29 protein-coding genes are annotated in these 26,363 nt (G+C 73.4%); 15 read left to right on the top strand and 14 right to left on the bottom strand.

Features of this window, described 5'->3' with window-relative positions:
* Positions 1–330 precede the first annotated feature (330 nt).
* The gene (locus ACLJOU_RS12950; protein WP_410566931.1) at positions 331–837 is read right to left on the bottom strand and encodes a DUF1269 domain-containing protein; all 507 of its coding nucleotides are present in this window, start codon (positions 835–837) and stop codon (positions 331–333) included.
* A gap of 192 nt (positions 838–1,029) precedes the next feature.
* Between ACLJOU_RS12950 and ACLJOU_RS12945 the strand changes: the two genes are divergently transcribed.
* Complete coding sequence (locus tag ACLJOU_RS12945) at positions 1,030–1,491, top strand: hypothetical protein (RefSeq protein WP_410566929.1); 462 nt, start codon at positions 1,030–1,032, stop codon at positions 1,489–1,491.
* 103 nt (positions 1,492–1,594) lie between these two features.
* A complete protein-coding gene (locus tag ACLJOU_RS12940) occupies positions 1,595–4,156 on the top strand; it encodes a LuxR C-terminal-related transcriptional regulator (RefSeq protein WP_410566927.1) in 2,562 nt (853 codons plus the stop codon).
* A 5-nt stretch (positions 4,157–4,161) separates the two neighbouring features.
* Here ACLJOU_RS12940 and ACLJOU_RS12935 read toward each other — a convergent pair whose 3' ends face one another.
* A complete protein-coding gene (locus tag ACLJOU_RS12935; RefSeq protein ID WP_410566926.1) occupies positions 4,162–5,328 on the bottom strand; it encodes an AI-2E family transporter in 1,167 nt (388 codons plus the stop codon).
* Between the two features lie 395 nt (positions 5,329–5,723).
* Between ACLJOU_RS12935 and ACLJOU_RS12930 the strand changes: the two genes are divergently transcribed.
* The gene (locus tag ACLJOU_RS12930) at positions 5,724–6,398 is read left to right on the top strand and encodes a DUF4190 domain-containing protein (protein WP_410566924.1); all 675 of its coding nucleotides are present in this window, start codon (positions 5,724–5,726) and stop codon (positions 6,396–6,398) included.
* 18 nt (positions 6,399–6,416) lie between these two features.
* On the opposite strand, the gene ACLJOU_RS12925 is transcribed toward ACLJOU_RS12930, so the two are convergent.
* From ACLJOU_RS12925 to ACLJOU_RS12905, 5 genes are all read right to left on the bottom strand, one after another.
* On the bottom strand, positions 6,417–7,142 hold the full coding sequence (locus tag ACLJOU_RS12925; protein WP_410566922.1) for a VOC family protein: 726 nt from the start codon (positions 7,140–7,142) through the stop codon (positions 6,417–6,419).
* Positions 7,143–7,268: 126 nt separating this feature from the next.
* Positions 7,269–7,910: a phosphate signaling complex protein PhoU gene (gene phoU, locus ACLJOU_RS12920; RefSeq protein ID WP_410566920.1), complete on the bottom strand. Its 642-nt coding sequence runs from the start codon at positions 7,908–7,910 to the stop codon at positions 7,269–7,271.
* Between the two features lie 59 nt (positions 7,911–7,969).
* Entirely contained in the window at positions 7,970–8,350 is a 381-nt protein-coding gene (locus ACLJOU_RS12915; RefSeq protein ID WP_410566918.1) for an anti-sigma factor antagonist, read from the bottom strand.
* Between the two features lie 55 nt (positions 8,351–8,405).
* Positions 8,406–8,735, bottom strand: a complete 330-nt coding sequence (locus ACLJOU_RS12910) for an STAS domain-containing protein (protein ID WP_410566917.1) — start codon at positions 8,733–8,735, stop codon at positions 8,406–8,408.
* A gap of 59 nt (positions 8,736–8,794) precedes the next feature.
* On the bottom strand, positions 8,795–9,535 hold the full coding sequence (locus tag ACLJOU_RS12905; RefSeq protein WP_410566916.1) for an ANTAR domain-containing protein: 741 nt from the start codon (positions 9,533–9,535) through the stop codon (positions 8,795–8,797).
* 343 nt (positions 9,536–9,878) lie between these two features.
* Between ACLJOU_RS12905 and ACLJOU_RS12900 the strand changes: the two genes are divergently transcribed.
* The 5 genes from ACLJOU_RS12900 (at position 9,879) to ACLJOU_RS12880 (ending at position 12,652) form a co-directional block, all read left to right on the top strand.
* Positions 9,879–10,208 carry a DUF3099 domain-containing protein gene (locus ACLJOU_RS12900; RefSeq protein WP_410566915.1) on the top strand — a complete coding sequence of 110 codons (330 nt, stop codon included), beginning with the start codon at positions 9,879–9,881 and terminating at the stop codon, positions 10,206–10,208.
* A 99-nt stretch (positions 10,209–10,307) separates the two neighbouring features.
* Positions 10,308–11,033, top strand: a complete 726-nt coding sequence (locus ACLJOU_RS12895; RefSeq protein ID WP_410566913.1) for a type VII secretion target — start codon at positions 10,308–10,310, stop codon at positions 11,031–11,033.
* Between the two features lies 1 nt (position 11,034).
* Entirely contained in the window at positions 11,035–12,033 is a 999-nt protein-coding gene (locus tag ACLJOU_RS12890) for a CHAP domain-containing protein (RefSeq protein WP_410566911.1), read from the top strand.
* A complete protein-coding gene (locus ACLJOU_RS12885; RefSeq protein ID WP_410566909.1) occupies positions 12,030–12,293 on the top strand; it encodes a YbaB/EbfC family DNA-binding protein in 264 nt (87 codons plus the stop codon). Before ACLJOU_RS12890 ends, ACLJOU_RS12885 begins: the two co-directional genes overlap by 4 nt.
* Entirely contained in the window at positions 12,290–12,652 is a 363-nt protein-coding gene (locus tag ACLJOU_RS12880) for a hypothetical protein (RefSeq protein WP_410566907.1), read from the top strand. The genes ACLJOU_RS12885 and ACLJOU_RS12880 overlap by 4 nt, the downstream gene beginning before the upstream one ends.
* 3 nt (positions 12,653–12,655) lie before the next feature.
* Here the strand turns inward: ACLJOU_RS12880 and ACLJOU_RS12875 are convergent, their stop codons facing one another.
* Positions 12,656–13,432, bottom strand: coding sequence for an ESX secretion-associated protein EspG (locus ACLJOU_RS12875; RefSeq protein ID WP_410566905.1), 777 nt, complete (start codon positions 13,430–13,432; stop codon positions 12,656–12,658).
* A gap of 48 nt (positions 13,433–13,480) precedes the next feature.
* Here ACLJOU_RS12875 and ACLJOU_RS12870 point away from each other — a divergent pair, with 48 nt between their 5' ends.
* Positions 13,481–14,266, top strand: a complete 786-nt coding sequence (locus tag ACLJOU_RS12870) for a helix-turn-helix transcriptional regulator (RefSeq protein ID WP_410566903.1) — start codon at positions 13,481–13,483, stop codon at positions 14,264–14,266.
* On the opposite strand, the gene ACLJOU_RS12865 is transcribed toward ACLJOU_RS12870, so the two are convergent.
* The 5 genes from ACLJOU_RS12865 to ACLJOU_RS12845 form a co-directional block, all read right to left on the bottom strand.
* The gene (locus tag ACLJOU_RS12865) at positions 14,178–14,774 is read right to left on the bottom strand and encodes a hypothetical protein (RefSeq protein WP_410566901.1); all 597 of its coding nucleotides are present in this window, start codon (positions 14,772–14,774) and stop codon (positions 14,178–14,180) included. The two genes, ACLJOU_RS12870 and ACLJOU_RS12865, sit on opposite strands and share 89 nt — an antisense overlap.
* Positions 14,771–15,463 (bottom strand): hypothetical protein, encoded by a 693-nt coding sequence (locus ACLJOU_RS12860; RefSeq protein WP_410566900.1) that lies wholly within the window; start codon positions 15,461–15,463, stop codon positions 14,771–14,773. The genes ACLJOU_RS12865 and ACLJOU_RS12860 overlap by 4 nt, the downstream gene beginning before the upstream one ends.
* A 179-nt stretch (positions 15,464–15,642) precedes the next feature.
* Positions 15,643–15,930, bottom strand: coding sequence for a DUF6507 family protein (locus ACLJOU_RS12855; protein WP_410566898.1), 288 nt, complete (start codon positions 15,928–15,930; stop codon positions 15,643–15,645).
* Positions 15,927–17,186 (bottom strand): PPE domain-containing protein, encoded by a 1,260-nt coding sequence (locus tag ACLJOU_RS12850; protein WP_410566897.1) that lies wholly within the window; start codon positions 17,184–17,186, stop codon positions 15,927–15,929. The genes ACLJOU_RS12855 and ACLJOU_RS12850 overlap by 4 nt, the downstream gene beginning before the upstream one ends.
* Entirely contained in the window at positions 17,179–17,610 is a 432-nt protein-coding gene (locus ACLJOU_RS12845; protein WP_410566895.1) for a hypothetical protein, read from the bottom strand. Before ACLJOU_RS12845 ends, ACLJOU_RS12850 begins: the two co-directional genes overlap by 8 nt.
* Positions 17,611–17,931: 321 nt before the next feature.
* Between ACLJOU_RS12845 and ACLJOU_RS12840 the strand changes: the two genes are divergently transcribed.
* The gene (locus ACLJOU_RS12840; RefSeq protein WP_410566893.1) at positions 17,932–19,245 is read left to right on the top strand and encodes a GH25 family lysozyme; all 1,314 of its coding nucleotides are present in this window, start codon (positions 17,932–17,934) and stop codon (positions 19,243–19,245) included.
* 25 nt (positions 19,246–19,270) lie between these two features.
* Positions 19,271–20,011 (top strand): D-Ala-D-Ala carboxypeptidase family metallohydrolase, encoded by a 741-nt coding sequence (locus tag ACLJOU_RS12835; protein WP_410566892.1) that lies wholly within the window; start codon positions 19,271–19,273, stop codon positions 20,009–20,011.
* A 58-nt stretch (positions 20,012–20,069) separates the two neighbouring features.
* Here ACLJOU_RS12835 and ACLJOU_RS12830 read toward each other — a convergent pair whose 3' ends face one another.
* Positions 20,070–21,044, bottom strand: a complete 975-nt coding sequence (locus ACLJOU_RS12830) for a helix-turn-helix domain-containing protein (protein WP_410566890.1) — start codon at positions 21,042–21,044, stop codon at positions 20,070–20,072.
* Positions 21,045–21,698: 654 nt separating this feature from the next.
* Here ACLJOU_RS12830 and ACLJOU_RS12825 point away from each other — a divergent pair.
* The 4 genes from ACLJOU_RS12825 (at position 21,699) to ACLJOU_RS12810 (ending at position 26,241) form a co-directional block, all read left to right on the top strand.
* On the top strand, positions 21,699–23,009 hold the full coding sequence (locus ACLJOU_RS12825) for a pyridoxal phosphate-dependent decarboxylase family protein (RefSeq protein ID WP_410567585.1): 1,311 nt from the start codon (positions 21,699–21,701) through the stop codon (positions 23,007–23,009).
* 72 nt (positions 23,010–23,081) lie between these two features.
* On the top strand, positions 23,082–23,933 hold the full coding sequence (locus tag ACLJOU_RS12820) for a dienelactone hydrolase family protein (protein WP_410566888.1): 852 nt from the start codon (positions 23,082–23,084) through the stop codon (positions 23,931–23,933).
* Positions 23,934–24,039: 106 nt separating this feature from the next.
* Positions 24,040–25,032 (top strand): zinc-binding dehydrogenase, encoded by a 993-nt coding sequence (locus tag ACLJOU_RS12815; RefSeq protein WP_410566886.1) that lies wholly within the window; start codon positions 24,040–24,042, stop codon positions 25,030–25,032.
* Positions 25,033–25,254: 222 nt separating this feature from the next.
* Entirely contained in the window at positions 25,255–26,241 is a 987-nt protein-coding gene (locus ACLJOU_RS12810) for an RNA polymerase subunit sigma-70 (protein ID WP_410566884.1), read from the top strand.
* Positions 26,242–26,363 lie beyond the last annotated feature (122 nt).

Here is a 26,363-nt window from a genome sequence, read left to right as displayed (position 1 = left end):
TCCACCACGGGTGACGACCCGCGGCGGCGCGGGCCGCAGGGTGTGGCCGTGGAGGTGCGGTGATGGCGAAGCGGACGACGAGCGGACGGCACCCCGGCGGGTGCGCCGCGGGGATCTCCCCGCCGGCGGCCGTGCGTGCCCGGCGCCGCGCTTGGCCATCCCGTCCGGCCGGCCCCGACCGCGCTCTCGGGGGAGCGTGCGGGGCGGGCGAACCTCCCGCGGGGACCGCGGCGACGCTCGGGGGCGCCGCCGCGGTCCACCTATGCGAATCCGGTGCGCCGGCATGGGGGGCCACGACATCGGTGACACCGGAGTCACGGCCCCCGCCGGCTAGCGCGGTTCCCGCTGTGAGGACTCGTCGAAAGCCTCTCGCAGCCGGGCTTCCTCGACGTCGGACAGGTTGGTGCTGAGCAACGTGGCGCCGGTTTCCTTGAAGGGCTCGACGACGCGGTCCAGCACGGTGTCCTCGGACATCACGAACAGCGCGGACGTCCCGGGCGTGACCTGGGACCGGACGGTGTCGATGAAGTCCTCGTCGATCCCGACGTGGCCGAGTGATCCGGTCAGTGCGCCGATCGCCGCGCCGACGGCCATGCCCAGCAACGGCACCAGGAAGATCAGGCCGAACAGCAGACCCCAGAAACCACCGCCGAGCGCGCCGGCGCCGGTGAGGTTGCCGAGGTCCTTCGTCTTCGGCTTCTTCCGGCCTTCGGGCCAGGTCACGTAAGCCGCATCGGCGATCGAGATCAGCTGCTGTTTCTGCAGCTGCCGAAGCAGATCCAGGGCGTTTTCGGCGCCTTCGACGGTCGGGAACCGCCACACGGTCAACGTGGACATGTCGTCCTCCTCGGTTCGTCGGATCGTGTTCGTGCCGCACTGTTTCCCGGGTACGGGCGGGCGGCATCGCCCACGCCGTGTGAGCCCGCGAGCGGGACGGCTGATCTCACCTGGGGCGGGCGAGGACCGGCGGACCGGCGACCGACCATGATCGCCTGGGTCCGCAACCCCGAGGAACGAGGAAGAAGGACCATGACCGAACCCATGCAGCCCCGGGCCGGAACGACCGGTGCCCGGGCCCCGCTCCCGCCGGACCAGGCCGTCGCACGGTCGCGGCGGGTCGGCTGGATCTGGTTCGCCGGGGCGATCACCGTCCTGGCCGGACTGTTCAACGTGGTCGAAGGCGTGGTCGCGCTGTTCGACCGGGACTACTACGTGATCGGCCCGTCCGGGCTGCTCGTGTTCAGCCTGGCCGGTTGGGGCTGGCTCCACCTGATCGTCGGCATCCTCGTGGTGCTGACGGGCATCGCGCTCTTCACCGGAGCGCAGTGGGCGCGGGTCGTCACGGTCGCCCTCGCCGGGTTCAACGCACTGGCCCAGCTGGCTTTCCTGTCCGCGTACCCGTTCTGGGGCGTCATCGTCATCGCGCTCGACGTCCTCGTGATCTGGGCCGTCATCGTGCACGGCGACGAAGCCACCTACGAAATCTGGTGACCCCGCGATCCCGGTCGCACGCCGGTGATCAGTACAGTCGTGGGCTCCGCCCGGCGTCGACCGCGGATCCGGGGCGAATTCTCCCGAGAGCCGAGAGGTTGACGTGCCCGATCGAACGACGCTTCCGTCCTGGCCGGTGCCCGGTGTGAAAGTCGCCCTGCCCCGGCTGCCCGGCACCTTCGTCCCCCGGCCCCGGCTGGCGGAAGTGCTCGACCGCGCCACCGGACGGCCGGTCACGGTGGTCCGGGCACCGGCCGGGGCGGGCAAGACCACCGCGGTGGCCGGCTGGGCCGGCGACGGCCACGACGTCGCCTGGGTGTCCCTGGACGAGGACGACAACGACGAAACCCGGTTGTGGGCCGCCATCCTCGGTGCCCTGCGCCGCTGCCCCGCGGTGCCCGGCGACCGTGGTCTGGACCGGCTCGGCCCGCCGTCACCCGGACGGCGGCGGGCCTTCCTGGCCGATTTGGACGACGCACTGGCCGGGCCGGACCACCCGGTGCGGCTGGTACTGGACGACCTGCAGGAGATTTCCCGCGCGGAAACCCTCGACGCCCTCGCGGCGCTGGCCCGGCACCTGCCCGCCGCGCTGCGGCTGGTGCTCCTCACCCGGGTCGAGCCGCGGCTGCGGCTGGCCCGGTTGCACGTCGAAGACGCCCTGTCCCGGGTGGACGCGACCGATCTGCGCTTCACCCCGCGGGAAACCGCGACCCTGGTGCGGGCCACCGGGAGCGTGGTGAGCGACGAACGCGTCCGGGAGCTCACCGAACGCACCGGCGGCTGGGCCGCGGCGCTGGGCTGGGCGGCGGTTTCGGTCCGCGAAGCCGACGACGCCGACCGGCTCGTCGCCTCCGTCACCGGCGACGAGCGTGCCGTGGCGCGGTTCTTCGCCGACGAAGTGCTCTCGCGGCTGCCGGCGGCGACGTCGGATCTCCTGCTGTGCCTCGGTATTTGCGACACCGTCGGGGCGACGCTCGCCGTCCGCCTGTCGGGCCGCCCGGACGCCGGGGCGAGGCTGGACGAACTCGAGCGCGGGATGGGCCTGGTGACGCGCACACCCGCCGACACCTACCGGCTCCCGCCGTTGCTCCGCGGCTTCCTGCGGGCCGAGCTGGCCCGGCTGGACCCGGACCGGGTGCGGCGGCTGCACGGCATCGCCGCCCGCTGGTACGCCGGCGAAGGCCGGTTCGGCGAGGCACTTCGGCACGCCGTGGCCGGCCGCGACCGGCCGCGCGTCCTCGCCCTGGCGCGGGATCAGGGCGTACGCCAGGTGCTCACCGGCGACGGGGAACCGGTGCGGATCGCGCTCACCTACCTGGGCGCCGAGACGATCGCCGCGAGCCCGCCGCTGCGGCTGGCCTCGGCGCTGGAGAACATCCAGCGCGGACTGCCCGCCGAAGCCGCGGCCGATCTCGCCACGGCGGGGGCGGCCCAAGACCGCTTGTGGCCGCTCGCCGTCCGCCATTTGGCGGAGCTCACGGGAGAACGTCCGCCGGAGGCCGGGCTCCCGGCGGTGCGGCCGCCGGGGTTCGACGCCTGGTTCACCCTCGACCGGGCGTGGCGGTCGCTGCGCCGCGGGGCCCTGCGCCACGCCGTCACCCGAGGACAGGACGCGTTGCGCCTGGCGCAGGGGGATCGGCTGGACCACCTGGTGCTCCACAGCAGACTGGCGCTGGCCGTCGCCACCGCCGCCGGCGGGGACCACCCGGCGATGCGGCGCGCGTGCACGGGAGCGCTCGCCGTGGCGCGGCGGCACGGCTGGCGCCGGTCGCCCGGCGTGGCCGAATGCCACCTGATGCTGGCCTACGACGACCTGATGCGCGCCGAGCCGGTCGCGGCGGCGCGCGAGCTGGCCCAAGCGGCCGCGGCGGAAGTGCCCGGCGGCGCACCGCTGCTGGGCCCGCTGCGCGAGTTCCTGGAAGGTGTGGTGCGCTTCGACGACGGCGACCGGACGGCGGGCTCCCAGGTCCTGCGCGCGGCCCGCCGCCGCCTCGCCGGTCTGGACCTGCCGCCCGCGATCGTCGGGATGTGCGGAGTCGCCGAGTACCACGCGGCGCTCGCGCTCGCCGAAGGTGTCCACGCGGCGGAAGTGCTCGCGTGGATGCACGAGCGGCTGCCCGGCAGCGGCGAGCTGGCGCTCCTGCGGGTCCGCGCCCACTTGGCCGCGGACGAACCGGCTGCGGCCGAAGCGGTCCTGCGCGAAACCGCCTCGGCGACGGCGTTGCTGCCCACCACCCCGGTCGACCGGTGCCTGGCGGAAACCGCCCTGGCCCTGCGTTCGCACCGGCGGACCAAGGCACTGCACGCCCTGGACCGCGCGCTCGCGCTCGCCCGGCCGAACGGGCTGGTGCGCCCGTTCGCGCTCGCCGAGCCGTGGGTCGCGAATCTGCTGATCGACCACTCCGGCGGGTTCGGCGCCCTGGACCGGTTCGCCCAGGCGGTCCGCGGCCGGCTCGTCCCGCACGCACCGCCCAGCAGCCTGACCGACCGCGAACAGGTGGTGCTGCAACGCTTGCCGTCGCAGCGGTCACTGGACGAGATCGCGTCCGACCTCACGGTTTCGGTCAACACGGTGAAGACGCACGTGCGGGCGATCTACGGCAAGCTCGGGGTCAACAACCGGCGGTCCGCCGTGGTGGTGGCCCGCCAGCACGGCCTGACCTGAGCCCGTCAGCCGTCTTCCCGGCGTGGGGCCGACAAAAGCGCATCGGCCCAGCGGGCTCGGGGGTCGACGTCCACGAGCAGGGCTTTGGCCAGCAGTGTTGCCGGGACGGCGAGGACCGCGCCCAGTGGGCCGAGCAGCCAGGTCCAGAACACCAGCGCCAGTACGGTGACCAAAGTGGACAGACCGACCGAGCCGGCCACGAACCGCGGCTGGATCAGCGACTGGACCACGAAGTTCAGCGCGGCGTACACGACGATCACGATGAGCAGGCTGCGCCAGCCGCCGTCGAGGAGGGCGATCACCGCGGGCGGGGCGACGCCGATCACGAAACCCACGTTCGGGATGTAGTTGGTGACGAAGGCGAGCAGGCCCCACAGCAGCGCACCGGGGACGCCGAGGAGGGCGAGCGCGGTCGTGTCGAGAGCCGCCACGAGGCCGCCGAACACCGTCGTCACGAGCAGGTAGCGGCGGGTGCCCGAGGCGAAGCCGCGCAACGCCGCGGAAATCCACGGCCGGTCCCGGGCGATCCGGCCCAGGCGCTGGCCGGCCCAGGCCGTTTCGGCGCTGAGGAACAGCAGCAGGGCGAACAGGAACGCCAGGTTCGTGACCAGGCCGCCGACGCCGGCCAGCAGCGAACCGGCCAGGCCGACGAGCTTCCCGGTGTCGAGGGACGAGAGCATGGTGCGCAGCTCCGGTTCGCCGACCCCGAACCGGCCGAGGACGGTCAGGCCGTCGTGCAGCAGTTCGTCGACGCGGCCGGTGTAGCGGGGGGCCAGCGCCGACAACTGCGCGACGGACACGACGAAGACGAGGAAGAAGCCGACCAGGATGGCGTAGACGGTGACGACCAGCACGCCGACGGTCAGCCACCGCGGCCACCCCTTGCGCCGCAGCCACGTCCGCACCGGATCGAGCGTGATGACGACGACGAGCGCGAGGAAGACCGGCCCGGCGAACCAGGCGACGGCCTGCACCCCGGCGAGCACGACCACCGCGGCGGCGGCGCCGAGCAGCACGACGAGCGCGCGGGGCGGCGGGTGCGCGCCGGCGCCGAACCGGTCGGCGAGTCCCCGGAAGGGGTGGCGCACCCGTCGATCGCCGTCCGCGGCCCGGCGCCGCCGGGGCTTGCGGGACCGGTGAGCCGGGACATCGGTGAGCGTGGCACGCACCATGCGAATCCTCCGGAGACAGGCGGCGGCTGTGCCACGGTGGCGCGTATCGGTCTTCTCGGCTTCACCCGGCGCGGGGGAGAACAGGCCGGACGTGCGTTACCCGTTCGGGGCGCTGGCCGGGGTGAGCGCAGGCGGGTTGAGCGGCCGCGCGGACCAATAAACTCGTACCCCGGTCGAGTGAACTTGAAGTTTCAAATTCTTACCCGAGGTAACGGCGGTCAGTCAGTCGCCCACCGCGGCCACCTGCGGAAATGACCATGGAAAAGGTCGTCTGAGTCCCTTTCGTGACCAAAAGCGGCTTTCCGGCCCTGTTACGCGCACGGTCCGGACGGCGACGAATGGCGCAGAGCGTGACGCGTTCGGTCGCGTCGCCGCTGGACTGAAAGAGGCAACCCGTGTCCTACGCCCCCATGCCGCCGTCGCCGTCGATGCCGGTTCCGAACCAGAACAAGAACGGTCTCGGCACGGCCGGGTTCGTGCTCGGCCTGGTCGGCCTGATCTTCGCGTTCATCCCGATCATCGGGGTCATCGCGTGGCCGCTGACGATCCTCGGGCTGATCTTCGGCATCGTCGGAACGCTGCGGGCCAACCGGGGCCAGGCGAGCAACAAGGGCCTGGCCATCACCGCCGTCGTGCTGTCGGCGATCGGGCTGGTCATCTGCGTGCTCTGGACGGCGGCCTTCGGCAAGGCGGTCAACGACACCGCGAACGGGCTGCCGACGGCGGCCGCGCCGGCCGCCGTCGCGGACGCCGGGTCGCAGCCCGCGGCGGCGGCCCCGACGGCGGCGGGGCCGGCCAAGCACACCGTCGTCCTGGAGGTCACGACGGCGGCGAAGTCGAACCTGCAGTGGAACAGCGGGTTCACCGCGAACTCCCAGGAAATTCTGGAGAAGGGCAAGACCTGGAGCCAGACCCTGACGATGGACGACCTGGTGTTCACCTCGGTCAGCGCCACCCCGGTCGACTTCAAGATGGGCAGCAAGGACAACACCTGCAAGATCACCGTCGACGGCAAGACGGTCGTCGAACAGCACAACAGCGTCGGCGCCATCTGCACCTACCAGCCCTGAACCTCGGGCTGTCCGCGGTCACGGCGACCCGGCGGGGTGGCGGTCGGTCGGCCGCACGAAGAACTCGTTGCCGTCCGGATCCGCGAGTACGGCGGTGCCGTCGTCGCGGACGTCGGCCCGAGCGGCGCCGAGGGAGACCAACGCGTCGACCGCCGCCCGCTGGTCGCCGTCGTCCGGGAGCAGTTCGAAGCGCTGCCGGTCCGGCGCCGCGGGAGCGCCTTCCCAGGTGTCCCAGGCGATTTTCGTGCCGCCGTGCGGTGACTGGATCGCGGTCTGCTCGCCCCGGTCCCACACCAGGGGCCAGCCCAGCGCCCTGCTCCAGAACGCGCCGACCTGCCGGGTGCCGGCGCAGGTGAGCTCGCCCAGCGGGCCGCACCCGGCGAGGTAGGTGTTGCCGGGTTCGATCACGCAGAACTCGTAGCCCGCCGGGTCGGCCAGGACGACGTGCGCCTCCTCGGGGCGCTGCCCGACGTCGAGGTGGCGGCCGCCGAGCCGGATCGCCGTGGCCACGGTGTGCTGCTGGTCGTCGAGGTCGGTGCTGGTGAGGTGCAGGTGCATCCGGTTCGCGCCGGGCCGGGCGGTGCGGCCCGGGACGAACCGCAGGCCGAGCTGGGTGTCGCCGCCCGGAAGGAGCACACCGCCGGTGTCCTCGACGACCTCCCGGCCGAGCAGCCCGGCCCAGAAGCGTGCCGGTTCAGCCGGGTCGGCCGCCTCGAAGGTCACCGCCAGCAATCGCGAAGGCATCACCGGAACGTAGCCACCGCTTCCACGAGGCGGCAAGCCGATATGTGCTCCGGTCAACCGGCGGGGTGCGCCCTCCGGCCACGACGTCAGCAGCCGGTCGAGGTCCGGCCGGGTGAAGCGGCGCCGCTACTCCGGGAGGTCGCCCGTGTTGGCGAAGTCGAGGCGTTTGGCGACGGAAACGGCTTGGTCGGCGAAGCGTTCGTAGAAGCGGGTGGTGAGGGCGGCGGTGACGGCGGCGCGCTGGTCGTGCGGCCAGTCTCCGCCGGTGATGGCGGACAGCAGGTCGGCGTGGAGCGTGTCGACCGTTTCGTCGGCTTGGCGGAGTTCGGCGAAGCCGTCGGCGCCGGTGCGGATCTGGGTGGCGACGCGTTCGGCCATTTCCGCGTCGAGGCGGCCCATTCGCTCGAACGTGGGCATGAGGTCGCCGGGGACGGCGGGTTCGGGGTGGGCGAAGCGGGCGGTGTCGGCGATGTGCGCGGCCAGGTCGCCCATCCGCTCGACTTTTTCGGCGCAGTAGACGACGGCCAGGACGCGGCGCAGGTCGCCGGCGACCGGGGCCTGCAACGCCAGCAGGGCGTAGGCGTCTTCTTCGCAGCGGGCGCGCTGGGCGTCGATGGCGTCGTCGTCGGTGATGACCTGCTGGGCGAGCACCAGGTCGGCGTGCACGAGCGCGTCGGTGGCGTGCCGGACGGCGGCCGCCGCCGCGTCGCACATCTCGGCCAGCTGCGCGGTGAGGCGCTGCAAGTCACTCTGGAAGCCTTCGCGCATGGTCAGCCAGCCTAGCCCTCGATGACGTCGTCACACTTTCGGGCCAACGGCCGGTGGGCTCAGGAGCGGCCGGTGAGCCAGGTGCGGGCCTCGGCGACGGTCGGCCGGATGGTGATCCCGCGGTCGAGGGCGGTCAGCTGCAGCGGGCGAAGCACCGTGCGGTGGTCGCTCACCAGGCAGAAAGCGACGCCGGCCGCTTCGGCCGCTGCGGCGAAGATCTGCAACGCGGCCAGCCCGGCCGAGGAGAGGAAAGCGACCCCCTGCAAGTCGGCGATGACCCCGACGGGATCTCCGGTGAGCGTCGTCTCGAGGCGCCGGGCGAACGCGCGAGCCGTGCCGAGGTCGATCTCCCCGGACACGCTCACCAACGCCACGCCGGCCTCGTACGTGACAGAAGTGGCCAGCCTGGGCGATCCATCGTCTCCGGGCGGGTCGATCACCGGTTCAGCATAGTTTGTGCGGCCTCCGCCACCGGGCTCGGCTGCGCCGTGCCGGTCACGACGACGGCTGGAGCGGGACCACCGTCTCCAGGCCCAGCAAGGCCAGCTTCCGGCGGACGGCACTCGATGCGGTGAACCGCAACGGGCGGTCTTCGGCCCGGCAGCGCCGGGTGAGTTGCACCAGCGCGCTCGCGGCTTCGAGGGTCAGGTGGGTGACAGCGGAGAGGTCGACCACGAACGTGGCCGCCGCGGGGGCGGCCGCCAGTGGTGCGACGAGCCGTTCGGCCGCCCGGGCGTCGAGGTGGTCGCCGGCTGCCCGCACGGTGACCACCTCGGGTCTGGCCGTGCGTTGCCCGCTGTCGTGAGGTTCGGTAGTCGTGCTCATCTGCCCGTTCCCGTCCGAGTGTCTGCATCGGATCCGCGCGAGCCTCCAGGATATCCGGTTCAGCTCGGGCTGGTGACGACGCTGGTGACGAACTGTTCGGCGACTTCCCGCAGCTTCACGTTCCGTTGCTGGGACTGGGTGACGAGCAGGTCGAAGGCTTCCTCGGCGGTGATGCGGTGCAGGGCCATCAGGATGCCTTTCGCCTGGTCGATGACCGCGCGGGTGCTCAGCGCGACCTGCAGCTGACCGACGGTGGCCTGGGCCGTCCGGTAGCGGCGCGCACTGCCGAGCGCGGCTTCCGCGGCGGTGGTGTAGAGCTCGAGCAGTGCCTCGTCGAGGCTGTCGAACCCCTCGCCGCCGGTGCCGTAGAGGTTCAGCGAGCCCTGGTATTCGCGGTCGATGAACAGCGGCGCGGACAGGTAACTGGCGACGGCGGCCTCCCCGGCGGCCGCGGCGAACTCCGGCCATCGCTCGGCGGCTTCGTGCACCTTGACGCGCTGGACCTCGCCCGTGCGGGCGGCTTCCAGGCACGGGCCCTGGTCGGTGTCGTACTGGGCCTGGTCGATGCGGCGGGCGCGGTCGCCGGTGGAGGTCACGGTGTAGGGGGTGTCGTCGCGCAGCAGCGTGATGCTGGCCAGCTCCGTGTCGGGCACCGCGTGCACCACCTGGTGGCACAGCCGCTGCAGGACCACCGGCAGCTCTTCCTCCTGCTCGAGGGCGCCCGTCAGCCGGTCGAGGGCGCTGGTGACCTCGTCCACCCGCTGGACGACCTCTTGCTGATCCAGTGACCTGCTGCCCATCCGCATCCTTCCGCGCCTGCCCCGTTCCGACTCGAACCCTACCGACCGGACGCGGCGCGCGACGGACGTCACGTCCGCCGGCCGGAACACCGGCTGCCGCCGGACGTTGAACGAGGTGTCGGTACGGCGGTGTCCCCGGGCCTCACTCCTTGCTTTCACGGAATACCAGTCCGGCTGGAGCCGTGTCGTGCCGTTCGCCGCGAGGCGACCCCCGTACCGGCCTCGTTCTCCCGCTTCCGCTCGCAGGTCGACCCCGCTCAGACCTCCGCTGAGCGGAAGCGGGACTGTTCCGGCGTTTGTGCGGCCGCGGGCGCGGTATGCGGTGGGCTCGCGGCGGGAAGGGATGACCATGACCACGACCGGTGCCCCGGTGCTGATCACCGGGGCCGCCTCCTCGCCGGAGGCGCAGCTCGCCGCGCGGAAGCGCAAGTACCTGCTGATGATGTCGTGCCGGATCCCGTGCCTGGTGTTCGCCGGGGTCTTCCACGACACGTGGTGGCTGGCACTGGCCGTGCTGGCCGTTTCCGTCCCGCTGCCGTGGATGGCGGTGCTGATCGCCAACGACCGGCCACCGCGGAAGACCGAGAAGATCAGCACGTTCGTCCGCGATCCGGAACAGCTGGAAACCGGCGAGCACCGCGTCATCGACGTGCACCCCCCGGCTACGGGGTGACGGTCTTCGCGGCCGACGGCCGAGCCGCGCGTGCACCCGGGTTGTCCCTGCGTGCAGCGCGCCTACCGGATCGGTCGTCCCGACCGGCAAGGTCGGACCATGACGAAGCTGAGCGCCGAGCAGATCGCCCGGCACGCCTACACGGCCGGGTTCCGCGGCCAGGGCCTGACCACCGCGGTCGCGGTCGCGCTGGCCGAGTCCGGCGGGCGGACGACCGCGCACAACGCCACCCCGCCGGACGACTCCTACGGCCTCTGGCAGATCAACATGCTGGGCGCGCTCGGTCCCGAACGGCGCCGGCTGTACCACCTGAAGTCCGACGACCAGCTGTTCGACCCCGGTACCAACGCGCGGGTCGCGAACCGCATCTCGGGTGACGGCCACGACTTCACGCCTTGGTCGACATACACGAACGGGGCGTACAAGCACCACCTGACCGCCGCGCGCGAGGCCGCTCACGACGTCACGACGCACCACCGGAAGACCGGCGGCGGTGGTGGGGCGAGCCCGGGTGGCGGCCCGCTGCGGGTGGACGACGCAGTGCTGCACTCCTACGTGCACCGGACCCGGCACGTCGCCGACGCGCTGGGCACCGCGACCGGCCGGCTGCGAGACGTCCGCGAGATCGCCCGCGACAGCTTCGGCAAGATCGGCGAGGAGTCGGGGTTCGCCGACGCGCTGGCCGGGTTCGGCCTGGCGCTGCAGCGCCAGGTCAAGGGCGTCGGCGCGCACGCCGACGGGCTCGCGTCGGCGGCCGGGAAGGCCGCGAAGTCCTACCGCGACCACGAGACGGCCACCGCCGCCGCGCTGAACGGGAAGGGCTGAGATGGACACCGCCGCGCTTGCGCGCTCCTTCGCGAAGGACCTCATCGCGCACCGCAACAAGCTCGCCGGGAAGGCCGAAGACGCCGTCCGTGCCGAATACGCCCTGCACCGGGTCGCGGCCGCGCTGGACGCCCAGCACGACGCCTACCACAAGGAAAGCACCACGGTCCTGGAACACTGGCACGGCCGCGGTGCCGACGGTTTCCGCCACCACAGCGCGAAGCTCACGAAGGAGCTGCGGACCACCGGTGCGGCCGGTGCGGCGGCGGAGAAGGTCGTCGCGCACGTGGCGTCCACAGTGGACAGCGGGCACACGGCCGTGCAGCGGCTGGTCGACGAGTACACCGACCAGGCCAAGCAGGTTCTCGACGCCGGTGTCGCGGCCGGGACGCCGGCGGCACTGATGCGGGCTGTCGGGCACGCCGCCGATCTGGCACCGCGGTACACCCGGCAGTCGGCGTCGACCCTGCGGCACGTCGACGCGGAACTCAAGGCGGCGGCGAAGAAACTGCACGAGCTGCGGAAGGACCTCGCCCACGACCGCGTCGTGGACAAGACAGTGCCCGCGAAGGCGGTTTCGGGGCGGGGCACGGAGATCGTCCACGCGGCGCGAAAGGAACTGGGCACGCGGGAGAACCCGCCGGGCAGCAACCGGAACCCCTACGGTCCGACCGCCGCGTGGTGCTCGTCGTTCGCGACCGCGATGTGGCGCAAGGCCGGCGTGCAGATCCCCGTCCTGCCCTTCAGCGGCGACGTCTACCACTGGGGCCAGCGCAACGGGCACGCCTACGGCAAGCACTCGCTGCACGAAGCGAAGCCCGGGGACGTGCTGATCTTCGGCACCGGCCCGCAGAGCACGTCGACGAGCACGCACATCGGCATCGTCGAGAAGGTCGAAGGAGACCAGGTCACGTTGATCGAGGGCAACTCCGGGGACGCCGTCCGCCGGAACACGCACCCGCTCTCGGCGTCGACGTTCTACGGAGGGGTCCACCCGTGATCACCGGAAAAGCCGCCGACCGGACGGTCGCCGTCGAAGTCGCCCCCGGCGGGGCGCTGCAGGAGCTGACGCTGGAGGCCGCGGCGCTGCGGCTGGAGCCGGACGAGCTGGCGCGCCGGATCCTGCTGCTGACGGCGGCCGCTTCGGCGCGGGCCACAGCCTCCCTGTGGCACCTCCGGGACGGCGTGGCCGCCCTCGGTCTGCCCGAGCCCGGAGAAGCCGCGGAAGAGACCACTCCGGAGAGCTGGCGGGCCCAGTGAACGGCTCGCGCACGGCACTCGAGCTGGCCGACGACGCTCTCGCGGCCCCGGAGCCGGGGTACGGCGCTCGGCTGGCCGCGATCCGCGCTTCGGCGGCGGCTGGTGGCGTGTCGGTCGTGGTCGACCTGCACGGCGCGCTGGTGGACCTGCGGTTCGACCGGTGGACACTGGACAAGTCGCCGGGCGAGCTGGCCGGGCTGATCCGGAGGCTGGCCGCGGAGGCGGGCGCGGATGCCTTGGGGCAGGGCCGCGAGCTGCTGGGGGACTTGCTGCCGGACGAGCCCGCGCCGGCCGCGCGATGGGACCGCCCACCGGAGCCCGAGGAGGACTCCCTGGTCCCGGCGACCTGGGCGACGTGACGGCTAGCCGCGGACGTCGTCGGCCAAGCGCGCCAGGCGGTCGGCCAGCCAGACGCCGTCGGCCGGGGTCACCGTCACCCACGGCTCGCCCGCCACGTCTTCCGGCGTCACCGCGTACCGGCCCGCCGCCGTGTCGAACCACGCCAGCACCGGGCTCCGCCCCGCCGGGCCCGTCGCCGCCAGCTGGCCGGCCGAATACCGCTGCGCCGTCACCAGCGTGGCCAGGGGACGGACCGCGCGGCCGGTGATCCCGGCCGTGCTCAGCGCCCGCTCGAACGCGTCGTACCCGCTGCGCGCGTACGCGTCCATCGCCGCCGAGTACGCCGCACGCGGCAGCCGCAGCTGGTCACCCGGGCCCGCCTCGGCGTCGCCCACCATCCGGGCCACCGCCAGGACCAGGTCGCCCGGCCGCACCGGCTCCAGCACCAGGTCGCGGTCGTCCAGGACGGCGAGCACGCCGGCGCCGTCCCGCGCCGCGGCGAGCAGCCGCCACGGCGCTTCACCCAGCACCACCCCGTCGATGCTCGACGTCGGCGAGCCCAGCAGCACGATCAGGTCCGCCAGCTCGGGGTCGACGTCGTCGCCGTCGGCGAATCCCGCGTCGGCGAGGCCGGCGAAGACCCGGACGCCCAGGTCGTCGCGTTCGGCGTGGGTCGCGCCGTGCGACGGCACGTCGAACGGGTACGGCGGCGGCCCGCCCGGCCCCAGGTCCTCCCAGAGGAGATCGAATTCCAGATGCGACAGGATCACTCCCGCCGCCGTCGCGGTGCGCCGCGCCATGGTCCCCCTTCCCGTGCCGAGCGGCCGGCGTCCGGCACGATGGTGCCGATGGCCGAGCCGCAGTCGATGGACGTCCCCGCGAGCGGGTACCTCGTCGTCCGCGCGTCCGGGGCGGCCGCCGCGCGCGCCGCGATCCTCGGCGGCCGCGGTGACCCCGAGGACGTCCAGCTGCTGCTGCGCTGTCCCGTCCCGCGGGCGGTCGCCGGGTCCGGCGCGAAGCTGACGTTCGCCGACGCGACGCTGCACCTGCAGCCGTCCGGCGTCGTGATGCTGACCGTCGCCGCGGCGAAGCTGTCGATCTCCTTCGCCGAACTGCGGCCGCTGATGTTCCGGCCGGTCGAGGTCGACGCGCCGCTGCGTTCGCTGTTCGCCGGCGCCGTCGCCCACGTCGTGGCGGCCGGTCCGCGGCTCGACCCGCACGGGCTCGCCCACCACCTGCTCGGCCTGGCCGAGCTGGTGCTGCGGAGCGCGCTGCGCGTCGAACTCGACCGCGTCGACGCTTTGGCGGCGCGAAGGCGTGAAGCACTCGAGTACATGCGCGCGCACCTCGGTGAGCAGTCGCTCAGCGCGGACAAGATCGCCGAAGCGCTGTACATCTCCCGTCGGCGGCTGTACCAGCTGTTCGACGACGGCCAAGGCGTGTCGGAACGGCTGAAAGGCCTGCGGGTCGAGCGGGCGAAGGCGCTGCTGGCCGACCCGGCGAAAGCGGCGCGCGGGATCGCGGAAATCGCGCGGGACTGCGGGTTCACCAGCGCCCCGCACTTCTCGCGGACGTTCCGCCAGGCGACCGGCCGGACCCCGCGCGAGTTCCGGGAGCGGGCGCTGCGGGGGTGAGGTCGACGCCGGCGACGAGCGTCCCGGCCAGGCCGGCGACCTCCAGCCAGCCGCGGCCGCCGGGGGAGTGCAGGGTGAACACGGCCGCGCGCGGCCGGTCCGGGTCGAGCACGACGGCCTGCAGCTGCGCGCCGGACAGGCCGATCCGCTCGACGATCACCACCGGGTAGCCGCGGCCGGTCCGCGCGGAGCTGACCTCGCGGATGCCGGGGGTGGTGTCCACGATGAACCGGCCGAGGTCGGCGGCCTCGTCGATCGGGCCGTCGACCGGGACGATCCCGGCGATGAGCAGCGCGGGATCGGCGTCGCGGTGTTCGACGAGAGCCAGCAGCCCGGCCCGCTGCTCGTGCGCGATTTCCGCGCACTGGATGGCGGCGGCCTCCAGGCCGAGGTCGCGGGCGGCGTCGGGGCCGCGCAGGCGGGCCATCAGCGCGTGCAGCTCGGCGGTGGTGCGCTCGGGGGAGTCCAGGTTCACCGGGGTGATCCCCGGCACGGCGGGCAGTTTCACCGGCCACCCAGTGCGGCGGCGAAGGCGCCGACGGCTCCCGGCGGCGGCGTGACCGGCACGGCGGAGGTCTTCGCGACGGTCACGCCCAGCTCGCGCCCGACGGTCGAGAAGGTCTCCAGGTGGGTGGTGATTCCGGCCGAGCCGGGTGCGGCCGGCACGGGGGAGCCGTCGCCGAGGGCACTGAGCCGCTCGGCGACGCGGGTCGCTTCGGCGCGGTGGGCGCGTTCCAGGTCGCGGGCTTCGGCGAGAACGTGGTCGAGGTCGTCTTGGCGGGCCGCGAGCCGGGCGCGGGCGGCGGCGAGGTTCGGCCGGGCGGCCGGGGAGAACTGGGCTTCGGTCTCGGCTTGTTCGACATCGTCGCGCGCGGCGGTGACGGCTCGGCGCGCGGCGGCGGCGCGTCGGTCGAGGTCTTCGGCCCGGCGGTGGTTCGCGAGGAGGGTGCCGGCCCAGCCTTCGAGGACACCGGCGGCGGCGCGGAGGGCTTCGCGGGTGGCGGCCAGGCCGGCGGCGGCTCGGTCGGCGCGGTCCGCGAGTGCCTGCGCGGACCGGCCGGCCCACTCGGGAATCCTGCCGGGGGACGGGATTTCCTGGAGCTGAGCCGCGGTGACGGCGCAGCGGCGGGCGGCTTCGGCCACGGCATCGGGGCTGCCGGGGACCGGGTCGAAGCCGAGGCCGCGGAAGTCAGCCATGGACGCGGCCCGGTCGGTGGTGCGCGAGGTTGTTGTGCGCGCGGGTGGGTCGGCGGTGCGCGGGACTGCTGGGCTGGGGGTTCCGGTCGGCCGTCGGTTCGGTCGGGTTCGGTCGGCGGTGCGCGGAGCCGCTGGGCGCGCGGGTCGGTCGGCGGGCGGCGTTCGCGGCGCGATTGCGGTCAGCCATCGGCTCGGCCCAGCTCCTCGGCCGCCGCGGTATCCGTCGTCCGGTAAGCCTTCGCGGCTGTCCGGACACCCGCCGCCGCGCCGGCGAAGTCGCGTTCCACCGCCCGTATCCTGCCGGACCACTCGCCGGTCAGCGCGGTGAGCGCCGCCGAGACCGGGCCCGGGCCGAGGTTCTCCGGTGCCGCCAGAGAGTCCGCGGCCGAGCGGTACTCGTCCGCCGCGTCCTCCAGCCGCCGCGCCAACGCGTCCAGCGCCGCCGGGTCGGCGTGGAAGCCGGTCATTGGCCGAACACCGGGGGATACGCCGGCGGGAGGTCGTCGAGCAGGTCGTAGCCCTTGGCGTACTTGTCGCGGTGTTCGGTGTCCTCCTCGCGCTGCGCGCCCTGGCCCGGCGGGTACATGCCGTACCCGCCCGCCGCGCCGCGGCCGCTCGTCCCGCCCGGTCCGAAGCCCGATGTCCCGGCTCCGAACCGGCCCGCTCCGGCCCGGCCGCCTTCGCCGAGCGTCCCCGAGCCCGGCGTTCCGGAGCCCGGCGTCCCGAAGCCCGGCGTTCCGGGAACGCCCGCGAAGCCGGAACCGTAACCGGAGCCGGCACCAGTCGCCGAACCCGGCCCGGCGGCGCCGATGACCCCGTCGAGCGCGCCCGGGAACCCGGCGCCGGTGAACGTGGGCGGCAGCGCGGACGCCGTCGACGTCGAGTCGTCCGGTCCGGCGCCCGGCCCGTCGTGGGAACCGTCGTCGGACGTGGGGACCGGATCGCGGGGGACCGGATCGCGGGGTGCCGGATTGCGGGGCGCCGGGGGCACGGGCGGGGCCGGATCGCGGGGGACCGGCGGCGCGGGCGGGGTCCGGGCCACCGGCGGCCGCGGATCGGAGCCGGCGGTCACCGGCGGGGCCGTGTCGAACTCCGGCGGCAGGCGGTGGCGGACTTCGTGGCTCGCGCTCTCGTACTGTTCCATCACGCGGACGGCCGCGGCCTTGGCGTCGTCGGCTTCCTTCTTCGTCGGCAGCTTGTCGTCGAGCAGCTGGTCCAGCATGTACGTGCCCTCGGGGCCGTCGAGCCGCTTCACCGCATACCCCTGCCGGAACCACCGCTCGGCCCAGTAGTGCACCGGCTCGGGCATCCGGTGCCGGGCTTCGCTGACCACCGACGTGTACGTGTCGAGGCCGGAGCCGACGCGCCGGGCGTTCTCGCCCACCGTCGCCGCCCAGCCGGTCAGCCGGTCCACCGACGTCGCGGCCTGGTCGGCCGACGGCCCCTGCCACGACTCCTGCAGCTTCCCGACCAGCGCCGACACCTCTTCGGTCGCGGAGGTGACGCCGGCGGCCACCTCCTTCCACCAGGCCGCGTGCTCGCCGAGTTCAGCCGGGACGGCCGACTGCACCATGTCCCACAGTTCGCGGTGCTCGTAGCTGTCCCAGTTGATCCGGCCGAACGTGGCTTCGCGGTCGTTGACGGCCTTCTCCCGGCGGACCCGCCGGGCCTTCGCCCGCTGGCGGGCGGTCGGGGCGTGGTGCGTCGAGTGGAACTCAGGCATCGGCGTCCCCCGTCGGCAGGACCGCGGCGGCCTCTTCGTCGTTGCCCTGGTGCATCGTCACGACGGTGTCGAGCGTCTGCCGCAGGGTCGCGAGCTCGGCCAGGTAAGACTGCAGCGCGGCTTGGACCCCGCCGGCCCCGGCGCCGCCGCGCACCGCGAACGAGCGGCGCATCCAGTGGGCGACCGGTCCCTTGCCGTTGGCCAGGTCGGTGTCCAGGGCGCGGGCGGTTTCGAGGTGCCGGCTCAGCTCGTCGTAGCGCTCGTCGATCGCCCTCTTGACGTCGTCGACGCCGTCGTAGTGGAGTTCGATGCCGACGGGGCTCGCGGTGGCCACCGGCTCCGCGATGACCAGCTCGTCCGTCTCGTGCCGCTGCTCCGCGCGCAGCTGCCGCCGCGCATCGGCCTCGTTGCGCACAGTCGCCATGGAAAGAGGTCCTCCCTCGCCGCCCAGACGTCCATCCTGGCCAATGCCCGCCGCGTTGAGAAGAGCGACCCACCCGGGTGCACGGGTGGACAGGAAAACTGCACGGGCGGATAGCTCGCGGATGCCCGGCGGCGAGCGGGTTCGGCCGTGGCGGAGGCCGCCTCAGTGGCCCAGCAGTGGCCCAGCAGTGGCCCAGCCGTGTCCCAGCCGTGTCCCACCGCGGTGGCGTTCCCGCTGGTCCGGTGGGGTGGGACCGTCCCGGTGTCCCGGGTCGGCCGTCGAAGGGCGACGCCGCCGGTGGACGCTGCCAGCCTTCTCGCCATGCAGAGACTCGCTCTGGTCGTCGCCGTGCTGCTGGTGCTCCCCGCCGCAGCCGCGGTCGCGGCCGAACCCGTTGCGGTGTGCGGGCACACCACGGCCCAGCCCACCCTGAAGCAAGGTGCGACCGGCGACGCGGTCGCCGAGGCGCAGTGCGAACTGAACCTGGCGACCAAGGCGAGCCGGTACACGCCGATCGGCGCGGACGGCTCCTTCGGCCCGGCGACCGACGCCCGGGTCCGCGTGTTCCAGAAGTGCGCCGCCTTGAGCGTGGACGGCCAGATCGGGCCGAACACGTGGGCGGCGCTCAACTCCTGGTCCGCGCGCCCGCGCAAGTGCGCCACCCCGGGCACGGCCGAGGCCGCGCAGAGCGTCGTGTGCGGCCTGTCCACCGCGCGCCCGACCCTGCAGAGCGGGTCCAGCGGCACGGACGTGAAGGAACTCCAGTGCCGGCTGAACCTCGCCATGGAGCCGGGCCATTACCCGCCGCTGACGGTCGACGGCCAGTTCGGGGCCGGCACCCGGAACCGGGTGATCGAGTTCCAGCACTGCGTGAACGCCAGTGCCGACGGCGTCGCCGGGCCCACCACCTGGGCGAAGGTCGCCGACTGGTCCAGCCGCAACGCCTACTGCGTGCCGCCCAAGCCCGCCGGGCACCCGATCGACGGCGTCGACACGGCGAAGTACCAGCACCCCGGGGGCGCGCCGATCAACTGGGGCGCGGTGAAGGCGTCCGGGGTGGAGTTCGCGACCGTCAAGGCGACCCGGGGCCTGAACGTCACCGACGAGTACCTGGCCACGGACCTGCCCGCCGCGCGCAACGCCGGACTGGCCGTGGGGCCGTACCACTTCTACACGGGCACCGCGGCCGGCACCGGCGGTGCGCAGGCCGACCGGTTCATCGCCGCCGTGAAGGCCACCGGGTACACCGGCAAGCGCGCCGGTGACCTGCCGCCCGTGTTCGACCTGGAGTGGAAGGACGACGGCTCCGGCGGCTGCCCGCCGTACGTCACCGTCGCCGACGTCAAGGCGTGGCTGGACAAGGTCCAGGCGGCGTTCGGCCGGACCCCGATCATCTACACCCAGAAGTCGTTCCTCGACGCGTGTCTCGGCGGCACGACGGCGCTCTCGGCCTACCCGATGCAGCTCGCCGACTACCGCCAGTCCGTCACGCAGCCGGCGCTGCCCGCCGGGTCGAAGACCTGGCTGATGTGGCAGTACACCGACGCGGCGATCCCCGACGGCATCCCCGCGCCGGCGACCGGCGACGTCTTCAACGGCACCCAGGCCGACCTCGACCGGCTCGCCAACCGCTGAAAATCCCCGCTAGGAAAGGACAGGAATGACTCTTCCCCTCAGCCGCCGCACGGTGCTCCGCGGCGCGGTGGTGCTCGGCGCGGCCGCGGCGGTCAGCCCGCTGCTGCTGTCCGGCACCGCCCAGGCGTACTCGTGGTCCCGCACCCTCGTCGAGGGCAACACCGGCGCCGACGTCACCGAGCTGCAGATCCGGGTGGCGGGCTGGGCGGCCGACCACGCCAGCCAGAGCCGCGTCTCCGTCGACGGCGAGTTCGGCCCCGGCACCGCGGCCGCGGTCCGCCGGTTCCAGGCGGCCTACGGCCTCGGGGCGGACGCCCAGGTCGGCCCGGCCACCCAGGCCGCGCTCAACGCGCTGGAACAGAGCGACGGGTCCACCGTCCACTTCAACTTCAGCGAGTTCACCGACCGCGACAGCGGCACCTTCAACGGCGGCAAGGTCAGCGCGGCGACCGCCAAGGAGAACGCCCGCCGCTGCATGTACAAGCTGGAGGCGCTGCGCAAGAAGCTCGGCAACAAGCCGATCACGGTGAACTCCGGCTTCCGCAGCATCGCGCACAACGCGGCGATCGGCGGCGCCAGCGACAGCATGCACCTCTACGGCACCGCGGCCGACCTGAACGTGCCGGGCGTGGCCAACAAGACCGTCTACCAGAAGGCCGAGACCTGCGGGTTCTCCGGCCTGGAGACCTACAACACCGATCACCAGCACGTGGACAGCCGGGCCGACCTCGGCCGCTCGTGGTGGTGGGAGAACGGCACGGTCTGATCACCACTGGGGGACTGACGCCGGAAACCGCGCGGGGTTTCCGGCGTCAGCCGTGGGTTCAGTGCGGCTGCTGGTTCGCCAGGGCCGCCGAGCAGGCCGGCCAGTCGTGGAAGTCGTGGTGCGCGCTCCACAGGCGGTGCGCCGCGTCGATGTTCCACACCGGGTCGAACGCCTGCCGCGGCGAGCCACCCAGCTCCAGCAGGCGGGCGTCGGAGATCTGGAAGACACCCCAGTTGCGGCTGCCGTTCGTGTTCGGCAGCACCCACAGCGGATCGAGGAACGAGGCGCAGCGGGCGATCGCGACCGCGGTGTCCGGCGTCTCGGTGAACACGGCCCGGATCCGCTGCTCCACCATGGCCGTCGACCAGGTCGCCATGCTGGTCCGGTGGTCGTACAGCGCGGTCTTGGTCGCTTCGTCGACCACGCCGCGGGCGGGCAGGCCGGCCAGCACCTGGAACGCGGTGACCCGGCGCAGCGTCTCGGGGCCGAACGAGCCGTCGACCGAGAGCCGTCCTCGGGCCGCGACCAGCAGGTTCTGCACCTCGGTGACGCACTCGTCGTGCTGCCCCATGCTCACCGGCGGCCGGCAGGCGGCCGAGAACAGGATCCGGTCGGCGTACCGGCCGGCAGCCGGTGCGGACGCGTCGGAGGTGAGCCACACCAGCCCGCCCGCCAGCAGCACCACGACCGCGATGGCCGTCGCGGCGTAGGCGCGCCGACGGCGTGGCGGCGCGACGTCGGCCTCGGCCTCGGTCCCGGTCGCGGACCCGGCCTGCTCCGCGTCGTCGACGCGGCCGGCGTCGGCGAGGGCCCACAGCTGGTGCAGTTCGCGCAGTTCCGCCGGGGAGGCGCCGCAGACCTTGGCGAACGAGTGCACGACGCGGTAGTCGGCGGGGACGCTCTTGCCGGAGCAGTACCGGTGCAGGCTGGAGCCACTGGCCCCGGCCTGCTTGCCGAGCCGTTCATAGCCCTGCCCGCTGCGGTCCTTGAGCATGCGCAGGTAGGCGGCGAACTTGTCCGTCTGCAGTGTCACAGTGACTCGACCACCTCGCTCGGGAGCGGATGACGGACGGAAGTTAACACCGTCCCGCCGCACTCCGGGCAGAAACTGACGGATTACGCCGACCGGGTCAGCGGTGACCAGCCGGACGGCGGGTCCGGAGGCTCGAGCCCCCGTTGCCCGGGTACGGCGGGGGCAATGCTCGTGGCGCGGACGTCTCCGGAAGCCGGAACTGGCGCGGAAGGTGATGTCGTCATGCCCGGCGGGTCGGCTGCGCAGGGCGCGGTGCCGACGTGGTCGCTGGATCTGGGGCGCCACCGCGCCGAGTGACCTGATCAAGCCGGCGAAGGACGATCGTGTCCGGCGAACCGCTGCTCGAGGTGGGCGAGAGTCCGGTCGCGGCGGGTGATCGTGCTTCTGTCGATGTCCCCGAGCAGGCCGGCCAGCAGTTCCGACCAGGCGCTGCGCAGGACCTAGCCGGGGTCGAGGTCGACGATGCGCATGACCTGGCGCTCGGTGGCGGTGAGCGGCACGACGTCCGGCTATGTAACGATCATTGTCAATCCACAGCGATCAGGGAGCCGCCCCGCCATGAACCGAGACGATGGTGTCCTGCGTGCGGGGCCGGCCGGGTTCGCGGAGCTCGCTGCGGTGCTCGGTGACGCCGTCCGCGACGTCGGGGCGTGGATGTCCGAGTACGGCGGCTACGACCCGCACCCGTCCCAGGACGTGCCGATCGACCGGTTCCGGGAGGCGACGGCGGAGCTGCACCGGCGCCTGCGGGACAACTACCCGTTCTTCCACCCCCGCTACGCCGGGCAGATGCTCAAGCCGCCCCACCCGGCCGCGGTCGCCGGCTACCTGAGCGCGATGCTGATCAACCCGAACAACCACGCCCTCGACGGCGGTCCCGCCACCGCGGCCATGGAAAAGGAAGTGGTCGCGGACCTCGCGGCGATGTTCGGGCTGCCGCAGCACCTCGGGCACCTGACCAGCAGCGGGACGATCGCGAACCTGGAAGCGCTGTTCGTCGCCCGGCAGACGCACCCGGACAAGGCGATCGCCCACAGCGCCGACGCCCACTACACCCACGGGCGGATGAGCCACCTGCTCGGTGTCGAGGCGGTTCCGGTGGCCACCACCGCGGCCGGGCGCCTCGACCCGGACGCGCTCGAAGACCTGCTCCGCACCGGGCGGGTCGGCACGGTGGTCGCCACCACCGGGACGACCGGGCTCGGCGCGGTCGATCCCGTCGACGAGATCGTCGCCCTCGCCCGCCGGTACGGCGCCCGGGTGCACGTGGACGCCGCTTACGGCGGGTTCTTCCGGCTCATCGCCGACGACACCGCCGACGGTGTGGCCTCGGCACCGTTCCGCGCCATCGCCGACGCCGACTCGGTGGTCATCGACCCGCACAAGCACGGGCTGCAGCCCTACGGCTGCGGCGCCGTGCTCTTCCGCGACCCCGCGGTGGCCCGGCACTACCTGCACGATTCGCCGTACACCTACTTCACGTCCGACGAGCTGCACCTCGGCGAGATCTCGCTGGAGTGCTCCCGCGCCGGCGCCGCGGCCGCCGCGCTGTGGTTGACGTCGAAGGTGCTGCCCCTGACCCCGGACGGGCTCGGTGCGGTGCTGCGGCCGGGGCGCCGCGCCGCGCTGGCGTGGGCCGACCTCATCGGCGCCGGTGCCGAGCTGGCGGTGTTCCAGCCGCCGGAGCTCGACATCGTCAGCTATTTCCCCGACCGGGAGACGCTGTCGGAGATCGACCGCGTCAGCGCCCACGTGCTCGACGCCGGGATGCGCCGCCCTCCGGCGGAGGCGTTGTTCGTCGCCACCTACACCGTCACCGCCGACGACCTGGCCCGCCGCGGCCACCACGTCCGGGACGACGTTCCCCGCGGCCGGATCCTGCGCAGCGTCTTGATGAAGCCGGAGAGCGAAGCGCACGTCGCCGAGCTGCACCGCGAAATCACGCTCTTGAGCGGCCGCGGGTAGGCGGCGGCGACGGCTTTCGGGACCCACCGGCGTCTGGAACTTTCAATTCCCCGGAAAGCGCTTTCCAAGAACGTGAACTGGCTGTTCGCCGAAGTCGGCGTGGCCCTGGGGGCGAGTGACGGTGACGGCGCCGGTGTCCGCCGCGGCCGATCCCCACCAGCGGGACCGGACCCCGCCCTCGCGAGCGTAGCGGCGCCGTACGGGCCGTTCGCGACGGCGCAGGCGACAGTGCCGCCGGGCAACGGGTTCAACGGCGGGTCCGTCTACTACCCGACGGACACGAGCCTGGGCACGTGGGGCGCGGTCGCGATCGTGCCCGGCTACTCCGCCCGGTTCGCCGACGAAGAGGCTTGGATGGGCCCACGGCTGGCGTCCTTCGGCTCCGTCGTCATCGGGATCGAAACCACCAGCCGGACCGACAGCGCCGACGCCCGCGCCACGCAGCTGCTCGCGGCGCTCGACCACCTGACGCGGAAGAGCCCGGTGCGCACCCGTGTCGACGCGACCAGGCTGAGTGTGCTCGGCCATTCCGCGGGTGGCGCGGGCGCCCTGCTCGCGGCGTTGCGGCGCCCGTCGCCGAAGTCGGCCGTCGGGCTGGCGCCCGGTTCACCGGTGGGCAACCTCGACCTGGCCGGCGACCGGGTGCCGACGATGTTCGTCGCCGGTCAGCGCGACCCGGTCGTCGCCCCGGCGTACCTCGACAAGCTGTACGCCACCCTGCCGGCGGCGTTGAAGAAGGCCTACGTGCAGATCACGGGCGTGGACCACCTCTTCGCGACCCGGCCGAACACCGTGGAAACGCGCACCCTCGTCCCGTGGCTCAAGCTGGCCCTCGACCGGGACGTGCGGTACGAGAAGTTCCTGTGCCCCACCGTGGCGGACGCGACGGGCATCTCGATGTACCGCAGCACCTGTCCACTGTAGAGCGCAGGGGTGCCCGGCCGGCCGATTCCTTTTCTCGTCCACTTCGGTCTTCCTGTCGAGCGGACGGCCCGACGGAGTGGCCGTTCGAGGAAGAGAGCCGAGAGCCGTGAGCATTCCCGCCACCATGCGTGCCCTGCAGCAGACCTCACTGAAGGGCCCGCAGGACATGCGGCTGATCACCGACGCGCCGGTGCCGCGGCCCGGCCGGGACGAAGTCCTGGTCCGGGTCGCCGCCGCCGGGGTCAACTTCGCCGACCTGTCCCGAGCCTGCGGCACCTTCGGAAACGGGCCGCAGCCGCCGTACGTGGCGGGTTTCGAGGCGGCCGGCGAGGTCGTGGCGGTGGGTGAGGCGGTGACCGGCCCGCCGCCGGGGACGTGGGTGGCCGGTGTCGGCGACGGGGCCTTCGCCGAGTACCTGACGCTGCCCGCCGCGGCGGTGATGCCGGTGCCGGCCGGCTGGAGCGCGGAGCAGGCCATCGGCCTGGTCGTGAACTGGCCCACCGCGCTCGCCGCACTCAAGCCGCTCGGGCGGGTCGCCGCCGGGCAGACCGTGCTGATCCACGCCGCGGCGGGCGCGACCGGCCAGGCCGCCGTCACGCTGGCCAAGCACTACGGGGCGATCGTCGTCGGGACCGCCTCGCCGGCCAAGCACGAGACCGTGCTGGCCCTGGGCGCCGACCACGTCCTGGACTCCCGCGACGACGACCTCGCCGCCGAGGTGCGGCGGCTGACCGGCGGTGCCGGCGCGGACCTGGTGCTGGAATCGGCCGGCGGCGCCACGTTCGCGGCGAGCTTGGCCGCGGCGAAGCCGGTCACCGGCCGGGTGGTCGTCTACGGGCTGGCGGGCGGCGAAGCCGCGCTCACCAACTGGGAGCTGGTGTACCGCTACCAGGTGCACGTCGTCGGCCTCAACCTCGGCGTGCTGAGCCAGGCCGCGCCCGGGATCTTCGGCGAGGTCATGGGCGAGCTGTCGGCGCTCGTCGCCGCCGGCGTCGTCACCCCGGCGCGCCCGGTCGCGCACGACCTGGCCGACGGGCCCGGGGTCCTCGCCGGACTGGCCGCTCGCGCGACCGTCGGCAAGCTGGCCCTGCTGCCGTGAACGCGGCCACCGGGACGCGGTTCACCTTGCTGCCGGGACCGCAGGCCCGCGCTGATCGGAAGACGCCCTCGCCCGGCTGACGGGGCCCGATCCGCCGGCTCGACGATGGATGACCGTGCGGCGGGCCGCCCGCGGACGCCTGACCTGTGCTTCGATTCCTTTCGCCCGGCGTGCCGGTCGTACCGGGGGAGAACGCGACCGGCCGGGAACGAGGAGCAACGCATGGCAAGCAGGCGATCCGCGGCGGCGCCCGCACGCGACCGGGACCGGTTCGCGGCGGACACCGAGGGCTTCCGCCGCGAACTGCTGGCGCACTGTTACCGCATGGCCGGCTCGGCGCACGACGCCGAGGACCTGGTGCAGGAGACCTACCTCCGGGCGTGGCGGTCCTACGCCGGCTTCGAGGGCCGTTCCTCCCTCCGGTCGTGGCTCTACGCCATCGCCACCAACGTCTGCCTGACCGCGTTGGAGCCGCGCCGGAACCGGGTGCTGCCCTCGGGGCTGACCGGTGCCTGCGACGCACCCGACCGGCCGCCGGTCCAGGCTGCGCCGGGCGAGGTGCCCTGGCTGGAGCCGGTGCCGGACCACCGGGTCGCCGATCCGGCGGCGGCGGTGGTCGCGCGCGAGTCGCTCCGGCTCGCGCTGGTCGTCAGCCTGCAGCACCTGCCGGCCCGGCAGCGCGCGATCCTCATCCTGCGCGAGGTGCTGGCGTTCACCGCACCGGAGACGGCGCGGATCCTCGGCACCACCACCGCGGCGGTGAAGAGCGGCCTGCAGCGCGCCCGCGCCCGGCTCGACGACCTCGGGACACCGGCCGAGGACGTGCTCGAACCGACCGACGGGCGGGCGCGGGCGCTGCTCGAGGGTTACATCGCCGCGTTCGAACGCTCCGATGCCCGCCTGCTGGAGCAGGTGCTGCGCGCCGACGCCACCCTGGAGGCGACCCCGTTCCGCGATTGGTACGCGGGCCGGGCGACCTGCCTCCGCCTGCTCGGCACGTACGTGCTCGGCGAGCCGGGCGACTGGCGGCTGAGCCCCACGACCGCCAACGGCCAGCCTGCCGCGGCCGTGTACCACCGGGACGCCGGCGGGGTCCTCCGTGCCCACGGCATCGTGGTGCTGACCCCGACGGTGACCGGCATCTCCGCGGTGGTCGAGTTCCACGACCCCGCTCTGGTCGCGATGTTCGGCTTCCCGGAGACGGCCTGACCGCGCGGCGGACCTTCCGACGGGGAAGCGCCGCGCCGGTCCGGGGCCGCGCTGTCTTCAGGCCGGCGGGTGGACGAGCCGACTCCGCCGCGCGTCTTGGTGATCGAGGCCGCCGAAGCCGT

The organism is Amycolatopsis sp. cmx-4-61 (assembly GCF_046548775.1).
In the GTDB taxonomy this organism is placed as follows: Bacteria; Actinomycetota; Actinomycetes; order Mycobacteriales; family Pseudonocardiaceae; genus Amycolatopsis.
This window is presented reverse-complemented; position numbering and strand designations above follow the sequence as displayed.

Coding starts and splice junctions, on each gene's coding strand:
- ACLJOU_RS12950 (WP_410566931.1), bottom strand. CDS start 837: ATGTCCACGTTGACCGTGTGGCGGTTCCCGACCGTCGAAGGCGCCGAA.
- ACLJOU_RS12945 (WP_410566929.1), top strand. CDS start 1,030: ATGACCGAACCCATGCAGCCCCGGGCCGGAACGACCGGTGCCCGGGCC.
- ACLJOU_RS12935 (WP_410566926.1), bottom strand. CDS start 5,328: ATGGTGCGTGCCACGCTCACCGATGTCCCGGCTCACCGGTCCCGCAAG.
- ACLJOU_RS12925 (WP_410566922.1), bottom strand. CDS start 7,142: ATGCCTTCGCGATTGCTGGCGGTGACCTTCGAGGCGGCCGACCCGGCT.
- phoU (WP_410566920.1), bottom strand. CDS start 7,910: ATGCGCGAAGGCTTCCAGAGTGACTTGCAGCGCCTCACCGCGCAGCTG.
- ACLJOU_RS12910 (WP_410566917.1), bottom strand. CDS start 8,735: ATGAGCACGACTACCGAACCTCACGACAGCGGGCAACGCACGGCCAGA.
- ACLJOU_RS12905 (WP_410566916.1), bottom strand. CDS start 9,535: ATGGGCAGCAGGTCACTGGATCAGCAAGAGGTCGTCCAGCGGGTGGAC.
- ACLJOU_RS12900 (WP_410566915.1), top strand. CDS start 9,879: ATGACCATGACCACGACCGGTGCCCCGGTGCTGATCACCGGGGCCGCC.
- ACLJOU_RS12895 (WP_410566913.1), top strand. CDS start 10,308: ATGACGAAGCTGAGCGCCGAGCAGATCGCCCGGCACGCCTACACGGCC.
- ACLJOU_RS12890 (WP_410566911.1), top strand. CDS start 11,035: ATGGACACCGCCGCGCTTGCGCGCTCCTTCGCGAAGGACCTCATCGCG.
- ACLJOU_RS12875 (WP_410566905.1), bottom strand. CDS start 13,432: ATGGCGCGGCGCACCGCGACGGCGGCGGGAGTGATCCTGTCGCATCTG.
- ACLJOU_RS12870 (WP_410566903.1), top strand. CDS start 13,481: ATGGCCGAGCCGCAGTCGATGGACGTCCCCGCGAGCGGGTACCTCGTC.
- ACLJOU_RS12860 (WP_410566900.1), bottom strand. CDS start 15,463: ATGGCTGACTTCCGCGGCCTCGGCTTCGACCCGGTCCCCGGCAGCCCC.
- ACLJOU_RS12855 (WP_410566898.1), bottom strand. CDS start 15,930: ATGACCGGCTTCCACGCCGACCCGGCGGCGCTGGACGCGTTGGCGCGG.
- ACLJOU_RS12850 (WP_410566897.1), bottom strand. CDS start 17,186: ATGCCTGAGTTCCACTCGACGCACCACGCCCCGACCGCCCGCCAGCGG.
- ACLJOU_RS12845 (WP_410566895.1), bottom strand. CDS start 17,610: ATGGCGACTGTGCGCAACGAGGCCGATGCGCGGCGGCAGCTGCGCGCG.
- ACLJOU_RS12840 (WP_410566893.1), top strand. CDS start 17,932: ATGCAGAGACTCGCTCTGGTCGTCGCCGTGCTGCTGGTGCTCCCCGCC.
- ACLJOU_RS12835 (WP_410566892.1), top strand. CDS start 19,271: ATGACTCTTCCCCTCAGCCGCCGCACGGTGCTCCGCGGCGCGGTGGTG.
- ACLJOU_RS12825 (WP_410567585.1), top strand. CDS start 21,699: ATGTCCGAGTACGGCGGCTACGACCCGCACCCGTCCCAGGACGTGCCG.
- ACLJOU_RS12810 (WP_410566884.1), top strand. CDS start 25,255: ATGGCAAGCAGGCGATCCGCGGCGGCGCCCGCACGCGACCGGGACCGG.